This window comes from Rhizobium sp. BK181, assembly GCF_014193305.1.
In the GTDB taxonomy this organism is placed as follows: Bacteria; Pseudomonadota; Alphaproteobacteria; order Rhizobiales; family Rhizobiaceae; genus Rhizobium.
Window position 1 is genome coordinate 1 of sequence record NZ_JACHZA010000015.1, and the last position, 20269, is coordinate 20269.

A 20269-nucleotide genomic window follows, 5' to 3' on the forward strand; every position below is an offset into this window, starting at 1 on the left:
GGCATCGGCGCCGTCATCAACACCGCCAAGGTGGAGATCGGCGCAACCGCCATCGTCTTCGGGCTTGGCGGCATCGGCCTCAACGTCATCCAGGGTCTGAGGCTCGCCGGCGCCGACATGATCATCGGCGTTGATCTCAACAACGACAAGAAGGCCTGGGGCGAGCGCTTCGGCATGACGCATTTCGTCAACCCGAAGGAAGTCGGCGACGACATCGTCCCCTACCTCGTCAACATGACGAAGCGTGGCGCCGACCAGATCGGTGGCGCCGACTACACCTTCGACTGCACCGGCAACACCAAGGTGATGCGCCAGGCGCTGGAAGCCTCGCATCGCGGCTGGGGCAAGTCGGTGGTCATTGGCGTTGCCGGCGCCGGCCAGGAGATCTCCACCCGGCCGTTCCAGCTGGTCACCGGTCGCTCCTGGATGGGCACCGCCTTCGGCGGCGCCCGCGGCCGCACCGACGTCCCGAAGATCGTCGACTGGTACATGCAGGGCAAGATCGAGATCGATCCGATGATCACCCACACCATGCCGCTGGAAGACATCAACAAGGGCTTCGAACTGATGCATTCCGGCGAAAGCATCAGAAGCGTGGTACTGTATTGAGGCGAGGACGAGGGAATGCGGCGTTGTTTTGAAATGGCCTGCGGCTTTTTCGCAAATTGACCCTGATTTGGGAGCTGTGGGCAGCCAAGGAGGAGGAGCTGAACATGCCAAGTCAAGTATCAATACACCCCGTCCTCGACGGCGGCGTGACGAAGGGCCAGGCGAATTTCAGTGGCGGCACGCTGGTCTGCGCCTGCACCGACCGCCCCGTGAAAGTCGCGATCAAGGGCAACGTCGCCCACAATCACGCCTGCGGCTGCACGAAATGCTGGAAGCCAAAGGGAGCCGTTTTTTCGGTCGTCGCCGTCACCCCGCATGAAAACGTCAGCGTGCTGGAAAATGGTGACAAGCTGCAGGTCGTCGATCCGGACGCGCTGATCCTGCGCCATGCCTGCAAGGCATGCGGGGTGCACATGTATGGGCCGGTGGAGAGGGATCATGCGTTCAAGGGGCTCGATTTCATTCATCCGGAACGCTTTCAGGAAGGCGGCTGGGCGGAGCCGACATTCGCCGCCTTCGTCTCGTCGATCATCGAATCGGGCACACCGCCTTCGGCAATGGCGGGTGTCCGTGGCCGCCTGAACGAACTCGGCCTCACGCCCTACGATTGCCTGAACCCGACCCTGATGGATGTCATCGCAACCTGGGTGGCGAAAAAGGCAGGCACGCTCAGGGAAGCCTGACGTCTTGAACGAATGGCAGTCGTTGGCCTAAGAGACCTGAACGAACCGTCGCTACGCGCCCGTCGGGGCCGCGTAGCGTTTCCGTCAAAGCAGATTGAAATTCATGATCTATGTCGATGCAGACGCCTGCCCGGTGAAGCCGGAAATTCTGAAGGTAGCCGAACGCCACGCCATCGAAGTGACCTTCGTGGCCAATTCCGGTCTGCGCCCTTCCCGCGACCCGATGATCCACAATGTTATTGTCTCGGCCTCGTTCGACGCGGCCGACAACTGGATTGCCGAGCATGCTGGCGCAGGCGACGTGGTTATCACTGCCGATGTCCCGCTCGCGGTCCGCTGCGTGGCGACTGGCGCCCTTGTCACCGGTCCGACTGGTCGCGTCTTCGACGATACGAATATCGGCATGGCCAGCGCCATGCGCGATCTCGGTGCTCACTTGAGGGAGACCGGCGAAAGCAAGGGCTACAACGCCGCCTTTGGCCCCAAGGATCGCTCCCGCTTCCTCGAAACTTTCGATCGCCTGTGCCGCCGAGCCAAGGCGCTTACCCCAAGAACGGACGACAAAGAATGAACATCATTTCCCAGACGACCGCCTTCGGCGGCATGCAGGGTGTTTTCACGCACGAGTCCGAGGCCTGCAAGTGCGAGATGACCTTTGCAGTTTTCGTTCCGCCGAAGGCAATCAAGGAGCCCTGCCCGGTCCTCTGGTATCTCTCGGGCCTGACCTGCACGCATGCAAACGTCATGGAAAAGGGCGAGTATCGGCGGATGGCCGCAGAGCTCGGCCTGATCATCGTCTGCCCGGACACAAGCCCGCGCGGCAATGATGTTCCCGACGAACTTACCAACTGGCAGATGGGCAAAGGCGCCGGTTTCTACCTCGATGCCACCGAGAAGCCGTGGTCGGAAAACTATCAGATGTATAGCTACATCACCGAAGAGCTTCCGGCCTATGTCAGCCAGCACTTCCGGATGGACATGAGCCGCCAAGGCATCTTCGGCCATTCGATGGGCGGCCATGGGGCTATGACGATCGCACTCAGGAACCCCGAGCGCTTCAAGAGTTGCTCGGCGTTCGCGCCGATTGTGGAGCCGTCGACTGCGGACTGGTCGGCTCCGGCGTTCGAAAAGTACCTGGGCGCCGACCGTGCAGCCTGGCGCAAGTATGATGCCTGCGCTTTGGTAAGCGACGGAGCACGTTTTCCCGAGTTTTTGATTGACCAAGGCAAAGCGGATAGCTTCCTCGAAAATGGGCTGCGTCCCTGGCTGTTTGAAGACGTTGTAAAGGAAACCGACATCAAGCTTACCCTGCGCCTGCATGAGCGCTACGACCATTCCTACTACTTCATTTCGACCTTCATGGACGATCATCTGAAGTGGCATGCTGAGCGACTTGCCTGAGGCAAGCAAGAAACGGGTGGTATGGCCAAGGCATGGATTCCTACGTGAGTTGAACCGCTTCCGTCACGGAACGGATTCCATCTGGATCCCGACTGTGTAGGGCGCGGGCTCTGTTCTCAACAAGGAAGATATGATGGCTTGGCTTCTGCTTTTTCTCGCCGGACTATTCGAGTGCGGCTGGGCGATCGGTCTGAAATATACCGATGGATTCACCCGTTTTGTGCCGACAACGCTGACGGCCATTTGCATGGTGGCAAGTGTCGTGCTTCTCGGTCTCGCGGTGAAGACGCTGCCAATCGGAACGGCTTATGCTGTTTGGACGGGCATCGGCAGCGTCGGCACTGTGTTGCTCGGAGTGTGGCTGCTGGGCGATCCCGCTACTGCACCGCGGTTACTGTGTATCGTGCTGATTGTCGCCGGGATCGGCGGCTTGAAGTTGACGGCATGACCGGGACTGTGCCGGTTGCCCGGCCACAGTCCTCAAAAATCACGCCGCGGCCTTGCGCTGGTCGACCGACAAAGCGCCGGGGCCGGCGAAGACAATGAACAGGAAGATGAAGCAAAACAGGATTGCTGCTTCCCCGCCATTCAGTGCCGGCCAGAATGCCTTTGAGCCGTGTGCCATGAAATAAGCAACGGCCATCTGGCCCGACAGGATGAAGGCGACTGGTCGCGTGAACAGGCCAATCAGCACAAGCAGCCCACCGACCACTTCAAGCAGCGCAGCAGCCAAGAGCAAGGGCGGCAATGGTCCTTCCATCTGCGCGGCCGGGAACGCGAAAAGCTTCATCGTTCCGTGTTCGATAAACAGCAGCGCTGCAATGATGCGCAGGGCGGCAAGCGCGTAGGGCTGATATGCGCTCAGTCGTTCCATGTAGACTCTCCTTTTGAGTAAAGACAGCGGAGCGTTAGCTGCTTCACCAATAGGAAAGAAGACACGGATCGCTGACGGGCGATCACTTCCTGTTGATTTTCCTTAGCTTTCCCCACTTTAGTCTCCTCAAAGCGGAATATTGTCGTGCTTCTTCCAGGGATTGCTCAGATCTTTGTTGCGGAGCATCTTGAGACCCCGCGCCAGCCGCCTGCGGGTTGAATGCGGCATGATCACCTCATCGACATAGCCGCGCTCGGCGGCAACGAACGGCGATAGGAACCGGTCTTCGTACATCTTGGTATGCGCTGCGATCTTTTCGGGATCTGCAATGTCCTTGCGGAAAATGATCTCGACGGCGCCCTTCGCTCCCATGACGGCGATCTGAGCTGTCGGCCAGGCATAATTCAAGTCGCCCCTCAGATGCTTCGACGCCATGACGTCGTAGGCACCGCCGAACGCCTTGCGTGTGATCACCGTCAGTTTCGGCACCGTCGCCTCCGCATACGCGAACAATAGCTTGGCGCCGTGCTTGATGAGGCCGCCATATTCCTGTGCCGTTCCCGGCAGAAAGCCCGGCACGTCGACGAAGGTTACAACAGGTATGTTGAAGCAATCGCAGAAGCGGACGAACCGAGCCGCCTTTCGTGAGGCATCGCTGTCGAGCACGCCGGCAAGCACCATCGGCTGGTTTGCGACGAAGCCGACCGTCGATCCCTCAATGCGGCCGAAGCCGCAGACGATATTCTTGGCGAAGCTCGACTGGATCTCGAAGAAATCGCCCTCGTCCACCGTCTTCAGGATCAGCTCCTTGATGTCGTAGGGCTTGTTCGCATTCGCTGGCACCAGAGTGTCCAGGGATGCATCGACATCGGTCACCGATTGGTAACATTCGATTTCCGGCACCAGCGACGTGTTCGACTGCGGGAGAAGATCAATCAGCCGACGAACCTGGAGCAATGCCTCGACATCATTGTCGTAGGCGCCATCGGCAATCGAAGATTTGGTCGTATGCACGGAGGCGCCACCAAGTTCCTCCGCGGTAACAGTCTCGTTGGTCACCGTCTTCACCACGTCCGGACCGGTCACGAACATGTAGGACGTGTCGCGGACCATGAAGATGAAGTCGGTCATCGCAGGCGAATAGACATCGCCGCCGGCGCACGGTCCCATGATGACGGAAATCTGAGGAATGACACCGGATGCGAGCACATTGCGCTGGAATACCTCGGCATAGCCGCCCAATGCGGCCACCCCCTCCTGGATGCGGGCACCACCGGCATCGTAGATGCCAATGATCGGCGCTCTGTTCTTGAGCGCCATGTCCTGCACCTTCATGATCTTCTCGGCGTGAGCTTCGGAGAGCGAGCCCCCGAATACCGTGAAATCCTTGGCGAAAACGAAGACCGTCCGCCCGTTGACCGTTCCCCAGCCCGTGACCACGCCGTCGCCTGCAATGCGCGACTTCTCCATTCCGAAGTCGCTCGATCGATGCTCGACGAACATGTCGAACTCCTCAAAGGAGTCCTCATCGAGGAACAGATCAATCCGCTCCCGCGCCGTCAGCTTGCCGCGCTGGTGCTGGGCATCGATACGCGCCTTGCCTCCGCCAAGCCGTGCGATGCCGCGGCGACGTTCGAGCTCTTCAAGAATTTCCTTCATGGATACTCCTCGCCGCGGATCGCGCGGCTGGTTCAGGCGCGTCCAGCGCGCAGCGAGAAAGCGGAACGAATGCGAGCGGCAATATCCTCGGCGAGGATCTCGTCGGCTGCTGCGGGGTTGCCGGAAAAGCTTGTCACCTCGAACGCGCTGACGGCAATGACCGATCCGTCGTCAACGGACGCGGCATCGATGCTGACCTTGGCGACATTTCGGCTCTTGTCGAAGCCTTGACCTTTTTCGACCGAGAGAATCCGGATGGTCAACACAACACGCGGATAGACCTCGGTCCGCACCGTGGCATTGATCGCGGCATTCACCCGATCGCCTACACCGGCAAGGATTGTCGGCGATATCTTCTGCGGGCTGACGACAACCGCGCTGCGGACGTCATAAATGGGCGCAGGTTGCTCTTTTGCAAAAATCGAGCACGAGGCCAGGGCGATACAGATAAGCGCAACCCGAAAAAAGCACGACCTGAGCCAGTTCATTCAAAAAATCCGCATCCGCCCCCGATAGACTCGCAGATTTTCGCGATAACCCGGCGCAACGCAACATGTTTCAGCCTTTCAGGGCTAAAAAAACGTCCGTCGCAGCCTTGAAGTCTTCGAAGCGCTTCTCGCGCCGTTCTTCGGCCTCTTCGTCGCTTCCCCAATGCTCGATCGTCCAGTCTTCGTCGAGATGCGCGAGCGACCAGACCTTCTTTGCCGACAGAATGCCTTCCGCAAAGGCAAGCGCCAGCAGCGCGGAACCGGTCAACGTCGTAACGGTATGCAAGGCTGCCAGTGCGGTCGGGCCGTCGTGCCGCCTCAATGCCGATGAAAATGCGGAAATCGCGTCACCTGGTTGATCGTGATGCATGACGCCTTCGATCAGGATGAAGCGCGCACCGAGTGCGTTTGCGGCCCAATCAAGCACCGGATCCCAAAGCTCTTTCTGACGCTCGACGAGCGCTTCCGGCCCGTCCGCGCGATAGCAAAGAAGGTCACTCGAGGAGAAACGCAGGATATCTTCGAAGACGGCCTGGGTGTCGGTCGCAACCCCGTCGATAGCCGTGTTGACGAGCCGTGTCACAGGCATGGTCGACGGGTCGATGAGCTCGGTCTGTGCTTCCCACTCGCGCACGACGAGTTCTGCGAGCGGCTTCGTGGCCACAACCAGCAGTTTTCGGGCCGGTGTTCGGATTGCCTTGCCGTCCAACTCGATCGAAAAGCCTTCATCGAGTTCCCCGATCGTGACGGCCTTGTAGAAGCGCTTCGGCAATGGCTTCTTCATCTGGATCTGGGCGCGACGGATCGGGTCGGGATGGCTCAATCCTTCCGCTATGTCGTTTAACAGATCACGCATGCTTCACCTCGGAAAAGTGCTTCAAAATATCGCTCGGCTGCCGAACAATGCTGTCCGCGCCGGCAGCCACCAGATCGTCCACGCTCGCATAGCCCCAACTCACGCCGACGGCCTTGGCGCCGGCGGCCTTCGCCATCTGCATGTCGTAGACGGCATCGCCGATGACGATGGCATCGGCGGGATTCATGCCGGTCTCGCTGCAGCACTCTACTACCATAGCTGGATGTGGCTTCGATGGGCAGTCGTCTGCGGTGCGCGACACGATAAAATGTGGTGCAAAACCGTGCGTTTCGAGAATATGGACAAGACCGCGACGCGATTTTCCGGTTACCGCGCCGATCAGGATGTCATCATTCTGTGCCAACCCATCGATTAGCGGCTTGATACCGTTGAAGAGCGGCACATCCATTCCGGGTTCGTCGCGAACGCCAGCATAGATTGCCTTGTAGTGCGCCGTCATCGCGATCGCTTCATCATCAACGTGGAGCTTTCCCTGCATCCGCGCGATGGCGATATCCAAGGTCAGTCCGATGATCGACTTCGTCAACGAAACATCGGGCCTGTCGTAGCCGAAGTGCACGAATGTCCGTGCCATCACCTCATGGATCAGCGCTGCGCTGTCGACCAGCGTGCCGTCACAATCGAAGAGTGCAAGCCTCATTCGTCGTCTTCCCTCTCCTGGGATGCGAGATCGAGGCCAAGCAGGTTCCACGTCTGCACCATATGAGGTGGCAAGGGCGCGCTTATGCGAAGTCTTCCACCATTGGGGTGAGGAATGTCGATCTTGCGGGCATGCAGGTGCAACCGCTTTTGGATGCCGCCCGGGAAATCCCAGTTAGGATCCTCGATGAAATATTTGGGGTCGCCAATGATCGGGTGGCCGATGTGCAGTGCATGGACACGCAGTTGGTGCGTCCGTCCGGTGTAGGGTTCCATCTCAAGCCACGCGAGGTTCTGCGCAGCGGTTTCCAGGACGCGATAGTACGATACCGCGTGATCGGCGCCCTCTTCGCCATGTTTGGCGACACGCATCCGGTCGCCGTCGGCGGTCGCCTCCTTGACCAGCCAGGTCGATATCTTGTCCTCGTGCTTGCGCGGAACGCCTCTCACCAGCGACCAATAGGTCTTCTTGGTATCGCGCTCGCGAAACGCTGCCGTCAGCTTTTGTGCAGCGCCTCGGGTACGGGCAATGACGAGGACGCCCGAAGTGTCGCGGTCAAGGCGATGCACGAGCCGCGGCTTCTCGCCTTTCGGATTGGTCCATGCTTCGAGCATCTTGTCGACATTCCGCGTCACACCGGACCCGCCCTGCACGGCAAGACCGGCTGGCTTGTTCAAGACGATCACCTTGTCGTCTTCATGAAGGACCATGCGCTGCAGAAGCTCGTAGTCACCCCCGTGTTTCAGATCGTGGGCAGCGATCGGCGTGTTTTTCGACTTGGCATCGACATCGAGCGGGGGCACGCGTACCACCTGCCCTGGCTGCACCCGGGCATCCGTTTTCACGCGCCCGCCGTCGACACGTACCTGCCCGGAACGCATGAGTTTCTGAAGCGGGCCAAAACCGAGACCGGGGTAGTGAATCTTGAACCAGCGATCCAGCCGCATGCCGGCCTCATCGGGTTCCACCGTTATATGTTCAATCCCAGCCATTCGTGCTCTTTCGGAAAATGTCGCTCGCGCCAAACGCGGCCTTTCCGGGTGCCTTTAGAGCATTTTTCGGTAAAACGGAAACCGTAATCTCACAAGATTGCGCGCATGAGCGCCAGACCGGCGATGACCGCTGCCATCGACAGACCGACACTGGCAACGATATAAACGGCGCCGGAGACCGCCGCACCACGTTCGAACAGCGAGATCGCATCCAGCGAGAATGCCGAGAAGGTCGTGAAGCCGCCAAGAAAGCCCGTGATCAGCAGCAAGCGCAATTCCGGCGATGCATCGAAGCGACGAACAATCATTTCCGCGAATACGCCAATAACGAAGCAGCCGACGACGTTGACGGTCAGTGTTCCCCAAGGAAAGGCCGGCCCGGCGAGCCTGAGAGCCCACTGGCCGATATAGTATCGAAGGAGGGAACCGATTGCGCCGCCGCCGGCGACAAGGAGGGCCTGAACCATGAATCGTCTCTTTGTTATCGCGCCGGGACATTCCAACCATCTCCGGTGAAGATCAAGATGCATAAAATGCCAGCGATTAATTTAGCCAGTTAAGAACAGCGGACACCCTATGCTCACACGATGACAGTCTTGGTCGGTACCATATCCGCGAACACCGCTGCCGCAGCGTTTGAAACGCTGCGGATTCCTCAGCGCGTCTCCGCAAGCACGGCTGCCAAAGAAGCGCGCCGCGCCGCCGACCGTCAAACCAGGGCCGCCAGCGGCCAAGACGTCGAAGAGGCGGCCAATATCATCCAGTCGACGGAGGTCGCGCTGGACCTGATGACGATGGGCCAACGGCAGCCACAGGCAGGTTTGCAACAGGCCCTGGATCTTTACAGCGACAACTGAGTTTCGCCCGCCGCCTCTCCGACGTAGCCCTCGCACGCAAAAGCCACGCGACAAAAATTTGCTCGGCGGCGACATTCCCCCTTGCCAAGTACAGTCCTGGCCAGATAATTGCCTCGACCTTGTTGGGAGAAGCCGGTCATCTGCGACCGGTGCCGAAGGAGCAACCGCCCCGGAAACTCTCAGGCCAAAGGACCAGCAAGGGGCAGACGGAACTCTGGAGAGAAGCGTTCTCGAAACGCTCGCCGAAGGGATAACAATCTCAGGCAAAGGGACAGAGGGGGCTCGAAATGCAAGGCGCAACTGCGTCTTAAGATTTGAGCCCGCGCATGGAATTCCAGGCGCAAACCCCGGAGGCGTCGTTGGACGATACTGCTACCCTCAAGAAAACTCCGCTTCACGCGCTGCATCTGTCGCTTGGCGCGCGCATGGTACCGTTCGCCGGTTACGACATGCCGGTCCAATATCCGGCCGGCGTGATGAAAGAGCACATCCAGACGCGCACGTCTGCGGGTGTGTTCGACGTGTCCCACATGGGCCAGGTCGTCATTAAGGCAAAGTCCGGAAAATATGAGGACGCAGCGCTTGCGCTGGAAAGCCTCGTTCCGGTGGACATACTCGGTCTTGCGGAACGCCGTCAGCGCTACGGTTTCTTTACCGACGAGAACGGTGCCATCCTCGATGATCTGATGATCACCCATCTCGACGATCACCTCTTCGTCGTCGTCAACGCCGCGTGCAAGGATGCCGACCTTGCGCACCTCCAGAAGCATCTTGGTGACACCTGCGATATCACCCTTCTCGATCGCGCGTTGATCGCCCTGCAGGGGCCGCGTGCCGTCGAAGTGCTTGCTGAGCTCTGGGCCGACGTTGCCGCAATGAAGTTCATGGACGTGCGCCATTGCCGGTTGCACGACGTTTCCTGTCTTGTCTCGCGCTCCGGCTACAGCGGCGAGGACGGATTCGAAATCTCGATCCCGGCCGAAAAGGCCGAAGATGTCGCCAGGCGGTTGCTTGAGCATCCGGATGTCGAAGCGATTGGCCTCGGCGCCCGCGACAGCCTTCGTCTCGAAGCTGGCCTCTGCCTCTACGGCAACGATATCGACAATACCACAACGCCTGTGGAAGCAGCTCTCGAATGGGGCATGCAAAAGGCTCGCAAGACCGGCGGTGCACGTGCCGGCGGCTTCCCCGGAGCAGACCGCATCCTGGCTGAGCTGGAAACGGGTGCGGCCCGCCGCCGCGTCGGCCTGAAGCCCGAGGGCAAGGCCCCGGTTCGTGGCCACGCCAAGCTCTTTGCCGATTCTGAGGGCAAGACTGAGATCGGGGAAGTGACCTCGGGTGGCTTCGGCCCTTCTGTCGACGGTCCTGTCGCGATGGGTTACGTCCCGGTCGCTCAGGCAGCCGTTGGAACGCAAGTCTATGCCGAAGTGCGCGGCAAGTACCTGCCCGTCACTGTTAGCGCCCTTCCCTTTATTACACCGACCTACAAACGCTAAACCATTTTCCGGAGAGAACAATCATGCTGAAGTTTACCGAAGAACACGAGTGGCTGAAGATCGAAGGCGGCGTCGCGACGGTTGGGATTACAACCTACGCAGTCGAGCAACTCGGCGACCTCGTTTTCGTGGAATTGCCGGAAGTCGGCGCCACCTTCTCCAAGAACGACAATGCGGCCACCGTCGAGTCCGTAAAGGCTGCTTCTGACGTCTATTGTCCGCTTGACGGCGAAATCACCGAAGTGAACCCCGCCATCGTGGCCGATCCGTCGCTGGTCAATTCCGATCCTCAAGGGTCTGGCTGGTTCTTCAAGCTGAAGCTTGCCAATGCAGCCGATGCCGATGGCCTGCTCGATGAAGCGGCCTACAAGGAGCTCACCGCGTAATGACGACGCCGACCGAATTCCAGTTTACCGACTACCAGCCTTACGACTTCGCCAATCGTCGTCACATAGGCCCCTCGCCGGCCGAAATGACCGACATGCTGAAGGTCATCGGCTACAACAGCCTCGACGGGCTGATCGACGCGACCGTGCCGCCCTCCATCCGCCAGAAAGCGCCACTCGTCTGGGGCGCGCCGATGACGGAGCGCGAGGCGCTCGACAAGCTGCGCGAAACCGCCAACAAGAACAAGGTCCTGACCTCGCTGATCGGCCAGGGCTACTACGGTACGATTACGCCGCCGGTTATCCAGCGCACGATCCTGGAAAACCCGGCCTGGTACACTGCCTACACGCCCTACCAGCCCGAAATCAGCCAAGGTCGCCTCGAGGCACTCCTGAACTACCAGACGATGATCTGCGACCTGACTGGTCTTGACGTCGCCAACGCCTCGCTGCTCGACGAAGCGACTGCCGCTGCCGAAGGCATGGCCATGGCCGAGCGCGTTTCCAAGTCGAAGGCCAAAGCCTTCTTCGTCGATGCTGACTGCCATCCGCAGACGATCGAGCTGATCAAGACCCGCGCGGCACCGCTCGGCTGGAGCGTCATCGTCGGCAACCCTTTCACCGATCTGGACCCGGTCGACGTCTTCGGCGCCATCTTCCAATATCCCGGCACGCACGGCCACGTGCATGATTTTACCGGCCTGATTTCGCGTTTGCACCAGACCGGCGCCATCGCCATCGTCGCGGCAGACATTCTGGCGCTGACGCTTCTGAAGTCGCCCGGCGAAATGGGCGCTGACATTGCCATCGGCAATTCGCAGCGCTTCGGCGTTCCCGTCGGCTATGGTGGTCCGCATGCTGCGTACATGTCGGTCAAGGACTCGCACAAGCGCGCCATGCCCGGCCGCCTTGTCGGCGTCTCCGTCGATGCTCGAGGCAACCGCGCCTACCGCCTGTCGCTGCAGACTCGCGAACAGCACATCCGCCGCGAAAAGGCGACGTCGAACATCTGCACTGCTCAGGTGCTGCTTGCCGTCATGGCCTCGATGTATGCCGTCTTCCACGGCCCCAAAGGCATCAAGGCGATCGCCCAGCAGATCCATCAGAAGGCCGTGCTGATGGCCAAGGGCCTGGAGAAGCTCGGCTACACCATCGAGCCTGAGACCTTCTTCGACACCATCACCGTCGATGTCGGCCACATGCAGGGCGTCATCCTGCGCGCAGCCGTCGCCGAAGGCGTCAACCTGCGCAAGGTCGGCGCCACCAAGATTGGCATGAGCCTTGACGAGCGGACGCGTCCTGCAACGCTGGAAGCCGTCTGGCGCGCCTTCGGCGGCAACTTTGCCGTTGCCGATTTCGAACCGAGCTATCGCCTGCCGAAGGGCCTTGCTCGCACCAGCGAGTACCTGACGCATCCTATCTTCCACATGAACCGCGCCGAAAGCGAGATGACGCGTTACATCCGTCGCCTCTCGGACCGCGATCTGGCGCTCGACCGCTCGATGATCCCGCTCGGCTCCTGCACGATGAAACTAAATGCGACAGCCGAAATGCTGCCGATCACCTGGCCGGAGTTTTCGGATATCCATCCCTTCGTGCCGGCTGATCAGGCGCTCGGCTATCGCGAGATGATCGACGATCTCACCGAAAAGCTCTGCGCCGTCACTGGCTACGACGCCTTCTCCATGCAGCCGAACTCCGGTGCACAGGGCGAATATGCCGGCCTGCTGACGATCCGCAACTACCACATCGCCAATGGCAACGGTCACCGCGACGTCTGCCTGATCCCGACTTCGGCGCACGGCACCAACCCCGCCTCGGCGCAGATGGTCGGCATGAAGGTCGTGGTCGTCAAGGTTCGCGACAACGGCGATATCGACATGGATGATTTTCGCGCCAAGGCGGAGCAGTATTCGGAGAACCTCTCCTGCTGCATGATCACCTACCCCTCGACACACGGCGTCTTCGAAGAAACCGTCAAGGAAATCTGCGACCTCGTGCACAAGCATGGCGGCCAGGTCTATCTCGACGGTGCCAACATGAACGCCATGGTCGGCCTGTCCCGCCCAGGTGACATCGGCTCCGACGTGTCCCACCTCAACCTGCACAAGACGTTCTGCATCCCGCATGGCGGCGGTGGTCCGGGCATGGGTCCGATCGGCGTCAAGGCGCATCTGGCACCCTATCTTCCGGGCCATCCGGAGAGCGACGGACGCCCCGGTGCTGTCTCGGCGGCGGCCTTCGGTTCGGCTTCGATCCTGCCGATCTCCTGGAGCTACTGCCTGATGATGGGCGGCGAAGGGCTGACGCAGGCGACCAAGGTGGCGATCCTCAACGCCAACTACATCGCCGCCCGACTGAAGGGCGCCTACGGCGTGCTCTACAAGTCAGAGGCCGGTCGCGTGGCGCATGAGTGCATCATCGACACCCGCCCGCTGGTCGATAGCGCCGGCGTCACTGTCGACGATGTCGCCAAGCGCCTGATCGACTGCGGCTTCCACGCGCCGACCATGAGCTGGCCGGTTGCCGGCACGCTGATGATCGAGCCGACGGAATCGGAAACCAAGGCCGAGCTCGACCGGTTCTGCGAAGCCATGCTGGCAATTCGCCAGGAAGCCCGCGACATAGAGGAAGGCCGTTCCGACAAGCAGAACAACCCGCTGAAGAACGCCCCGCACACGGTCGAAGATCTGGTCGGCGAGTGGGACCGTCCCTACAGCAGAGAACAGGCCTGCTTCCCGCCCGGCGCCTTCCGCGTCGACAAATACTGGTCTCCGGTCAACCGTGTCGACAACGTCTTCGGCGACCGCAACCTGATCTGCACCTGCCCGCCACTCGAAAGCTACGCTGAAGCTGCGGAATAATATGCAAACGGCCCTTCCTTCCATAGGGAGGGCCTTTCCACAAACGCGACAAGATAAAGGTCCGAGCGGAATGCCAAAAGACGACGCCGATTCCGTGACGCAGGCGCCCTGGCCGAAGCCGGTGCTGCTCGCGCTCGAAGAGCCCGGCAACTATGTGACGATCGCGACAACGCAGGCAGCCTCCTGGGCCATGATCGAGGATTGGCCGACAGAAGACGGCACGGCACTCGACAAGGCGCTGCTTGTCTGCGCCGACGTCATCAAGGGCAAGCGCACCAACGACGACGCCCGCGAAGCGTTCATAGCCGCCGCTGTCGAGGCCGGTATCGACATCAAGAGCTGACCGCCAGCCCGTGCTTTCGTTGTGTCAGCGTCCAGAGCGAGCAACGGGCATCTTTGCTATGCCCTATGTTGCCCCGCGGCATCCAGGATCAAGCTGGCAATGGCGTCCGGGTGCGAAATCAGTGACAGATGGCTCGATTTCAGTTCGATGGTCTTGGCGCCCATACGCTTGGCCATGAAACGCTCAAGGTCGGGGTTGATCGTTCGGTCTTTGGTGGAAACGGCATACCAACTGGGCTTCGAACGCCATGCCGCCTGTGTCGTCTTACCCGTGAGGAGCGCCTTGTGGAATGGCTCCTGCACCGCATAGAGCACCTTAGCCTTCGCCTCGGGGAGATCTCCGGCAAAATCACGTAGGAACGCCGCTTCGGTTAGTCGTCCCTCGTCGCCATCGAAGACGATTCCTGCCGACGCCGGCGGTGTCGGAAATGTCTTGGCAAGGGCCGTATAGTCTTCGCCGGCCTCAGGCGCACGCGCAGCGACATAAACGAGCGCCGATACGCTCGGATGCACCCCCGTCTCGGTAACCAACATGCCGGAGAACGAATGACCGACCAGTACCGTTGGACCATCCTGCCGGTCGAGCACGCGCTGCACCGCGGCTGCGGCTTCGGGGAGCGTCGTTAGCGGGTTCTGCACGGCTGTCGCATTGAGCCCTGCAGCTTGCAGTCGAGCAATGACATCGGTCCAGCAGGAACCGTCGGCGAACAGTCCGTGTGCCAATACGACGTTTCGGGCCCTCGTCGGGGAGGCAGGCGCTGCCATGCTGCGCGGAGATATGAGGGAAGCTGCAGCGCCTGCCACGAGTGCTGCTGAGAATGTTCGTCTGTTCATCATCATCATGATCGATGTCCCTAAACGTTGAACTGTCTGCAGAATGGGCGCGCAGCTGTGGCTGCGCACACAACCATGTGGGCCTGAAAAACTCGTTCGAAGTGGCTTTTCTTGTCGCTGTTACACCGGCGCCGTTGGCGCTGGGTAACTCCCTTGGAACGACCTTTGCGAAGAGCTCTCAAGCGCTCTCGCACTGCACTCGTTCGCCAATGAAGTTATTCAGGAAGCGGCAACCGGTCAATCTATCCTGCGCTAGACATAGGTATAGGTCGCGACACCAACCTGCGCGACGACTCAGGATCCACTGCAATGACGCTCTAAAGAAGCGAATAGACCGCCGAGGCGAGTGCAAGAAGTCCGAAGAGGATCAAAAGATGGCTCGTTCCTCGCGCGACCTTCGTCGTGAAGTCCTTGGGCAGTTTTCCCCTTGCAAGGTTCACTGCCCCGCTTAGAGAAAGCCACCAGCCAAGCGATCCGCAGAATACGCCAGCGACGATGGCTGCCGAGCTGAAGCGGCGGGTCTCCTCCGTCAGCCCAAAGCCGGCAAAGAGAGCGCCAAAGGAGAGAATGGTCGCCGGATTGGAAATCGTCAGCAGGAAGGTCGCTAGCGTTGTGCCAAGCAGCCCACCCGCCCTGACATCTGCAGCGCGAACTGGATCGTGGGTCAATCCGCGATAGCCGAGCGCCAGCAACAGTAGTCCTCCGCCGAATGCCAATGGCAGGGTAGCGGCCGACATCAACTCCTCAAAAACGGCAATGCCGGTTACCGCCAAAAGAGCATAACTCGCGTCGCCCACCGCCGTCCCGAACCCGCAAGAAAAGCCAGCCAGAAAGCCGCGCTCGAGTGTGCGGTTAATGCATAGCATCCCGATCGGCCCAAGTGGCGCGGTGATAATGACACCCAGCAAAGCGCCTTTCAGGAACAGTAGTAGCATTTCTTCCGCCGATTCCCTTTCGTGGCGCCTTTCACGAGCTCTCGATACCGGGCCTTAAACGGCAGCCCCAGGGAGGTAAAACGAAAAAAGCTGCCGAGACGGCAGCCTTGTCGATAATTCGATCGATTGTGACAATCAGTGTGCCGGCACGACAGCGTTGCCCTGGGCAGCAAGTGCTGCGAGGTCCGCGGGCTTTAACTCGACGGATTCGCCACAGCCACAAGCCGATGTCTGGTTGGGGTTGGTAAAAATGAAGCCCGAGCGCAACGTCGTGCTTTCGAAGCCCATTTCTGTGCCGAGGAGGTAGAGCACGGCCGATGGTTCGACCCAGACCTTGGCGCCATCGCGCTCGATCAGGTCATCCTTCGCGTTCGGCTCAGTCACGAGGTCGATGGTATATTCCATCCCTGCGCAACCACCCTTCTTGATTCCGACGCGGACGCCCTTGGCTTCCGGTCCGGAGTTTTCGACGATCGCCTTCACGCGGTTCGCGGCAGCGTCCGTCATGCTCATTATTGCAAAGCCCATTGGCCTCTTCTCCTTCCGCGCTCGGATTAAAGGTCCGGCGTTTCGTGATTCTAATGTAGTGCCAGCAGCTTAACCGATCAATACCAGCCGACAGCGACCTGCGCCTCTTCCGACATGCGGTCCGGCGTCCACGGCGGATCGAAGGTCATCTCGACCTCGACGCCCGACACGCCCTCGACCGCCCCAACGGCGTTCTCGACCCAGCCGGGCATCTCGCCGGCGACGGGGCAGCCAGGCGCCGTCAGCGTCATCATGATCTTCACCATGCGGTCGTCTTCGATGTCGATCTTGTAGATCAACCCAAGCTCGAAGATGTCGGCCGGAATTTCAGGGTCGTAGACCGTCTTGAGTGCTGAAATCACGTCGTCGCTAAGCCGCGCTAGTTCATCGGCCGGAATGCTGGAATGCACGATGCCTTCGCGCACGTCGATCTTCTGTTGGCTTTCGTCCAGGCTCATATGGACACTCCTTAGGCAAAGAACTTGCGCGCATAATCAAGCGCATCGGCCAAGGCATCGACCTCGGCCCGTGTATTATACATCCCAAAGGACGCGCGGCATGTGGAGGTGACGCCGAAGCGTTTCAAGAGCGGCATGGCGCAATGTGTGCCTGCGCGAACCGCAACGCCCTGTCGGTCGATCACCATCGACACGTCGTGCGCATGCAGACCGGCCAGCTCGAAGGAGAAGATGCCACCCTTGCCCGGCGCGGTACCGAACACCCGCAATGAATTGACCGCCTGCAGTCGCTCTGCTGCGTAGGCGGCGAGATCAGCTTCATGGCGTGCAATCGCCTCGCGGCCGACTTTTTCCATGTAATCAAGCGCGTAGCCGAGCCCTATCGCCTGCACGATTGGCGGCGTTCCGGCTTCGAAGCGATGCGGCGGATCGTTGTAGGTCACGGCATCCTCCGTCACCTCGAAGATCATCTCGCCGCCACCCTGGAAGGGCCGCATCTCGCGTAGCCGATCCTTCTTGCCGTAGAGCACGCCGATGCCCGACGGCCCATAGAGCTTGTGGCCGGTCATGACGTACCAGTCGCAATCGATGTCCTGCACGTCGACGGGCATATGGACGGCGCCCTGCGATCCATCGACCAGCACCGGAATACCGCGCTCATGTGCGATCCGGCAGATTTCCTTGACCGGAACGACCGTGCCGAGCGCGTTCGACATATGCGTGATGGCGACTAGCTTCGTCCGCTCCGTCAGGCTCTTCTCGAAATCCTCGATATGGAAAGCGCCCTCGTCGTCAACAGGTACCCAGACCAGCTTGGCGCCCTGCCGCTCGCGGATGAAATGCCACGGCACGATGTTGGAGTGATGCTCCATGATCGAGATGACGATCTCGTCCCCTTCGCCGATCTTGGGCATGCCCCAGCCATAGGCGACGGTGTTGATCGCCTCCGTCGAAGACTTCGTGAAGATGATGTCGTTGACATCGGGCGCATTGAGGAAGCGCCGGACCTTCTCGCGAGCACCCTCGTAAGCGTCCGTCGCCGCATTCGAGAGAAAATGCAGGCCGCGATGAACGTTCGCATACTCGTTCGAATAAGCGTTCGAGATTGCATCGATGACGACCTGCGGTTTCTGTGCGGAGGCGCCGTTGTCGAGATAGACCAGCGGCTTGCCATAGACCTCCTTCGCAAGGATCGGAAAATCCTTGCGAATGGCTTCGACGTCGTATGCTGTGGCCGGAACTATCTTGTCCATGACGCTATCCGATCAGGCGTGCTTTTCGAGCCAGGCCGAGATGACGCCTTCCAGCGACTCGACCAGGGCTTCGTCTTCCAGTTCCTCGACGATCTCGGCAACGAAGGCGTTGACGAGCATGGCGCGCGCCTTGTTCTCCGGAATACCGCGAGCCATCAGGTAGTAGAGATGGTTGTGATCGATGTCGGCAACGGTCGCGCCGTGACCGCACTGAACGTCGTCAGCAAAGATCTCGAGTTCCGGCTTCACCGAGAATTCGGCGTCGTCGGACATCAGCAGCGTGTTGCATGCCATCTTCGCGTCAGTCTTCTGCGCATCAGGCGCAACCCGGATCATACCCTGGAATACGCCCTTGGCGCGGTCGAAGACCACGTTGCGGATCACTTCGGTGGAACCCGTATGCGGAACGTTGTGGCCGAGAACCATGGTCACGTCGGTATGGGTTTCGGCGCCCAGCAGGTTGATGCCGCGCAGCGTCAGATCGGCACCCTCGCCCGTCACCTTGATGTGCAGTTCCTGACGAACCAGCTTGCCACCGGCGTTGATGATGAAGAGCTTCAGCTTGGCATCGGCACCGAGGTCGACACGGATCTGGCCAAGATGTGTATCCTCGGCACCCTGCTGCTGGACGATGATCCAGGTAAGCTCGGTGCCCTCTCCGACCGTGATATCACTGACATGCGACACGAATGCCGCATCCGACGTCACTGCAAGGTGACGCTCGATAACGGTCGCCTTGATGTTGGCACCGAAGCTGACCGGCAGGCGCGTATGCGCCTGACCACCAGCGTGAACGAACTGGATCTCCAGCGGTTCTTCGAGCAAAGTCTCGGCGGGAACGTCGAGGACATAGCCATCACGCACGAAGCTGCCGTTGATGCGACCGATCGCGTCGTCGCTGCCGAGCGCCCCAAGGCTGGTGGCAGCCGTGCCGTTTGAAAGCTGGGCCGCGTAGCCAGAAATTTCCAACCCGTCTACCGAACGCTTGAGGTCGGGAACGCCCTGAATGACCGAGAGAACCGAGGACTCTTCGACCAGCGGGTCGCGGGCTTCCGAACCGGCGTCGCCTGCCTGGTCCGGAATGGTCCGAAGCAGGGTCTTGAGGTCGGTATAGTGCCAGGCCTCGACGCGACGCGTCGGTAGGCCGGCCTTCTTCAGGTCGTCAAGCAGGCGGTCGCGGATGGCGATAACCGAACCGTCGCCCGGCAGTTCGCCGATCTGATCATTGAAAGCCTCGATGAGCGCCGCTTCCGCGGCGGTCTGGCGGCTCGTCGTCTGCATGTTCATGAGACTCGTCCTTTCCGCCGCAATCAGGCTGCCGCACCGATGATGTCGGCGTAGCCATTGGCTTCCAGATCATGCGCCAGCGTCTTGTCGCCCGACTTGATCACCTGGCCCTTGTAGAGAACGTGAACCGTATCCGGAACGATATAGTCGAGCAGGCGCTGGTAGTGCGTGATGACGATGACGGCGCGATCAGGCGAACGCAGCGCGTTGACGCCATCGGCGACGATCTTCAGCGCGTCGATGTCGAGACCGGAGTCGGTTTCGTCGAGGACGCAAAGCTGCGGCTGCAGCAATGCCATCTGCAGGATTTCGGCGCGCTTCTTCTCACCGCCGGAGAAGCCGACGTTCAGCGGGCGCTTCAGCATTTCGGTGTTGATCTGCAGCTTGGCGGCGGCGTCCTTGACCAGACGCATAAAGTCAGGTGTCTTTAGCTCTTCTTCGCCGCGCGCCTTGCGCTGCTCGTTCATCGCAACCTTGAGGAACTGCATGGTGGCAACGCCCGGAATTTCGACTGGGTACTGGAAGGCCAGGAAGATGCCCTTGGCAGCGCGCTCAGCAGCGTCGAGTTCCAGGATGCTCTCGCCGTTGTAGAGGATGTCGCCTTCGGTCACTTCGTAGTCTTCACGGCCCGACAGGATGTAGGAGAGCGTCGACTTGCCGGAGCCGTTCGGGCCCATGATGGCGGCAACTTCGCCGGCCTTCACGGTGAGGTTCAGGCCGCGGATGATCTCTGTGCCGTCTTCGGCGATGCGGGCGTGCAGGTTCTTAATCTCAAGCATGGTCTTGTCCCATAAAAAGCAATCGGA

General features: G+C 60.2%; 24 protein-coding genes and 2 riboswitches. Of the genes, 10 read left to right on the forward strand and 14 right to left on the reverse strand.

Features of this window, described 5'->3' with window-relative positions:
• The 5 genes from FHT77_RS24360 to FHT77_RS24380 form a co-directional block, all read left to right on the forward strand.
• On the forward strand, positions 1–609 hold a 609-nt coding region (locus tag FHT77_RS24360; protein ID WP_183754742.1), incomplete at its 5' end, for a zinc-binding dehydrogenase.
• 104 nt (positions 610–713) lie between these two features.
• On the forward strand, positions 714–1292 hold the full coding sequence (gfa, locus tag FHT77_RS24365) for an S-(hydroxymethyl)glutathione synthase (protein ID WP_183757408.1): 579 nt from the start codon (positions 714–716) through the stop codon (positions 1290–1292).
• 103 nt (positions 1293–1395) lie between these two features.
• The gene (locus tag FHT77_RS24370) at positions 1396–1863 is read left to right on the forward strand and encodes a YaiI/YqxD family protein (RefSeq protein WP_183757409.1); all 468 of its coding nucleotides are present in this window, start codon (positions 1396–1398) and stop codon (positions 1861–1863) included.
• The gene (gene fghA / locus FHT77_RS24375; protein ID WP_183757410.1) at positions 1860–2693 is read left to right on the forward strand and encodes an S-formylglutathione hydrolase; all 834 of its coding nucleotides are present in this window, start codon (positions 1860–1862) and stop codon (positions 2691–2693) included. Before FHT77_RS24370 ends, fghA begins: the two co-directional genes overlap by 4 nt.
• Before the next feature lie 133 nt (positions 2694–2826).
• Complete coding sequence (locus tag FHT77_RS24380) at positions 2827–3141, forward strand: DMT family transporter (RefSeq protein ID WP_183757411.1); 315 nt, start codon at positions 2827–2829, stop codon at positions 3139–3141.
• Between the two features lie 39 nt (positions 3142–3180).
• Here FHT77_RS24380 and FHT77_RS24385 read toward each other — a convergent pair whose 3' ends face one another.
• The 7 genes from FHT77_RS24385 to crcB all read right to left on the reverse strand — a co-directional run bounded on the left by FHT77_RS24385 (position 3181) and on the right by crcB (position 8690).
• Positions 3181–3567, reverse strand: a complete 387-nt coding sequence (locus FHT77_RS24385) for a DoxX family protein (RefSeq protein ID WP_183757412.1) — start codon at positions 3565–3567, stop codon at positions 3181–3183.
• 126 nt (positions 3568–3693) lie between these two features.
• On the reverse strand, positions 3694–5226 hold the full coding sequence (locus FHT77_RS24390) for an acyl-CoA carboxylase subunit beta (protein WP_183757413.1): 1533 nt from the start codon (positions 5224–5226) through the stop codon (positions 3694–3696).
• A 32-nt stretch (positions 5227–5258) separates the two neighbouring features.
• On the reverse strand, positions 5259–5714 hold the full coding sequence (locus FHT77_RS24395) for a hypothetical protein (protein ID WP_183757414.1): 456 nt from the start codon (positions 5712–5714) through the stop codon (positions 5259–5261).
• 70 nt (positions 5715–5784) lie between these two features.
• Complete coding sequence (locus tag FHT77_RS24400) at positions 5785–6570, reverse strand: ATP12 family chaperone protein (RefSeq protein ID WP_183757415.1); 786 nt, start codon at positions 6568–6570, stop codon at positions 5785–5787.
• A complete protein-coding gene (locus tag FHT77_RS24405) occupies positions 6563–7231 on the reverse strand; it encodes an HAD-IA family hydrolase (RefSeq protein WP_183757416.1) in 669 nt (222 codons plus the stop codon). The genes FHT77_RS24400 and FHT77_RS24405 overlap by 8 nt, the downstream gene beginning before the upstream one ends.
• Positions 7228–8223 carry an RluA family pseudouridine synthase gene (locus FHT77_RS24410; protein WP_016554084.1) on the reverse strand — a complete coding sequence of 332 codons (996 nt, stop codon included), beginning with the start codon at positions 8221–8223 and terminating at the stop codon, positions 7228–7230. The genes FHT77_RS24405 and FHT77_RS24410 overlap by 4 nt, the downstream gene beginning before the upstream one ends.
• A gap of 89 nt (positions 8224–8312) precedes the next feature.
• Positions 8313–8690 (reverse strand): fluoride efflux transporter CrcB, encoded by a 378-nt coding sequence (gene crcB, locus FHT77_RS24415; RefSeq protein WP_183757417.1) that lies wholly within the window; start codon positions 8688–8690, stop codon positions 8313–8315.
• 120 nt (positions 8691–8810) lie between these two features.
• On the opposite strand from crcB, the gene FHT77_RS24420 reads away from it, so the two are divergent.
• The 5 genes from FHT77_RS24420 (at position 8811) to FHT77_RS24440 (ending at position 14169) form a co-directional block, all read left to right on the forward strand.
• Entirely contained in the window at positions 8811–9080 is a 270-nt protein-coding gene (locus FHT77_RS24420) for a hypothetical protein (RefSeq protein WP_183757418.1), read from the forward strand.
• A 113-nt stretch (positions 9081–9193) separates the two neighbouring features.
• Positions 9194–9281: riboswitch (glycine riboswitch) on the forward strand.
• Between the two features lie 3 nt (positions 9282–9284).
• Positions 9285–9365, forward strand: a riboswitch (glycine riboswitch).
• 74 nt (positions 9366–9439) lie between these two features.
• A complete protein-coding gene (gene gcvT / locus FHT77_RS24425; RefSeq protein WP_183757419.1) occupies positions 9440–10576 on the forward strand; it encodes a glycine cleavage system aminomethyltransferase GcvT in 1137 nt (378 codons plus the stop codon).
• Positions 10577–10599: 23 nt separating this feature from the next.
• Entirely contained in the window at positions 10600–10962 is a 363-nt protein-coding gene (gcvH, locus tag FHT77_RS24430; RefSeq protein ID WP_183757420.1) for a glycine cleavage system protein GcvH, read from the forward strand.
• Entirely contained in the window at positions 10962–13826 is a 2865-nt protein-coding gene (gene gcvP, locus FHT77_RS24435) for an aminomethyl-transferring glycine dehydrogenase (RefSeq protein WP_183757421.1), read from the forward strand. The genes gcvH and gcvP overlap by 1 nt, the downstream gene beginning before the upstream one ends.
• 70 nt (positions 13827–13896) lie before the next feature.
• Complete coding sequence (locus FHT77_RS24440; RefSeq protein ID WP_183757422.1) at positions 13897–14169, forward strand: DUF982 domain-containing protein; 273 nt, start codon at positions 13897–13899, stop codon at positions 14167–14169.
• A 56-nt stretch (positions 14170–14225) separates the two neighbouring features.
• On the opposite strand, the gene FHT77_RS24445 is transcribed toward FHT77_RS24440, so the two are convergent.
• The 7 genes from FHT77_RS24445 to sufC form a co-directional block, all read right to left on the reverse strand.
• Entirely contained in the window at positions 14226–15008 is a 783-nt protein-coding gene (locus tag FHT77_RS24445; protein WP_183757509.1) for an alpha/beta fold hydrolase, read from the reverse strand.
• Between the two features lie 311 nt (positions 15009–15319).
• A complete protein-coding gene (locus FHT77_RS24450) occupies positions 15320–15937 on the reverse strand; it encodes a LysE family transporter (RefSeq protein ID WP_183757423.1) in 618 nt (205 codons plus the stop codon).
• A gap of 135 nt (positions 15938–16072) precedes the next feature.
• Positions 16073–16465 (reverse strand): Fe-S cluster assembly scaffold SufA, encoded by a 393-nt coding sequence (gene sufA / locus FHT77_RS24455; protein ID WP_016554094.1) that lies wholly within the window; start codon positions 16463–16465, stop codon positions 16073–16075.
• Positions 16466–16542: 77 nt separating this feature from the next.
• The gene (locus FHT77_RS24460) at positions 16543–16923 is read right to left on the reverse strand and encodes an SUF system Fe-S cluster assembly protein (RefSeq protein WP_183757424.1); all 381 of its coding nucleotides are present in this window, start codon (positions 16921–16923) and stop codon (positions 16543–16545) included.
• An 11-nt stretch (positions 16924–16934) separates the two neighbouring features.
• Complete coding sequence (locus FHT77_RS24465; RefSeq protein WP_183757425.1) at positions 16935–18176, reverse strand: cysteine desulfurase; 1242 nt, start codon at positions 18174–18176, stop codon at positions 16935–16937.
• 12 nt (positions 18177–18188) lie between these two features.
• The gene (gene sufD, locus FHT77_RS24470) at positions 18189–19463 is read right to left on the reverse strand and encodes a Fe-S cluster assembly protein SufD (protein ID WP_183757426.1); all 1275 of its coding nucleotides are present in this window, start codon (positions 19461–19463) and stop codon (positions 18189–18191) included.
• A 23-nt stretch (positions 19464–19486) separates the two neighbouring features.
• The gene (sufC, locus tag FHT77_RS24475; RefSeq protein WP_016554098.1) at positions 19487–20242 is read right to left on the reverse strand and encodes a Fe-S cluster assembly ATPase SufC; all 756 of its coding nucleotides are present in this window, start codon (positions 20240–20242) and stop codon (positions 19487–19489) included.
• Positions 20243–20269 lie beyond the last annotated feature (27 nt).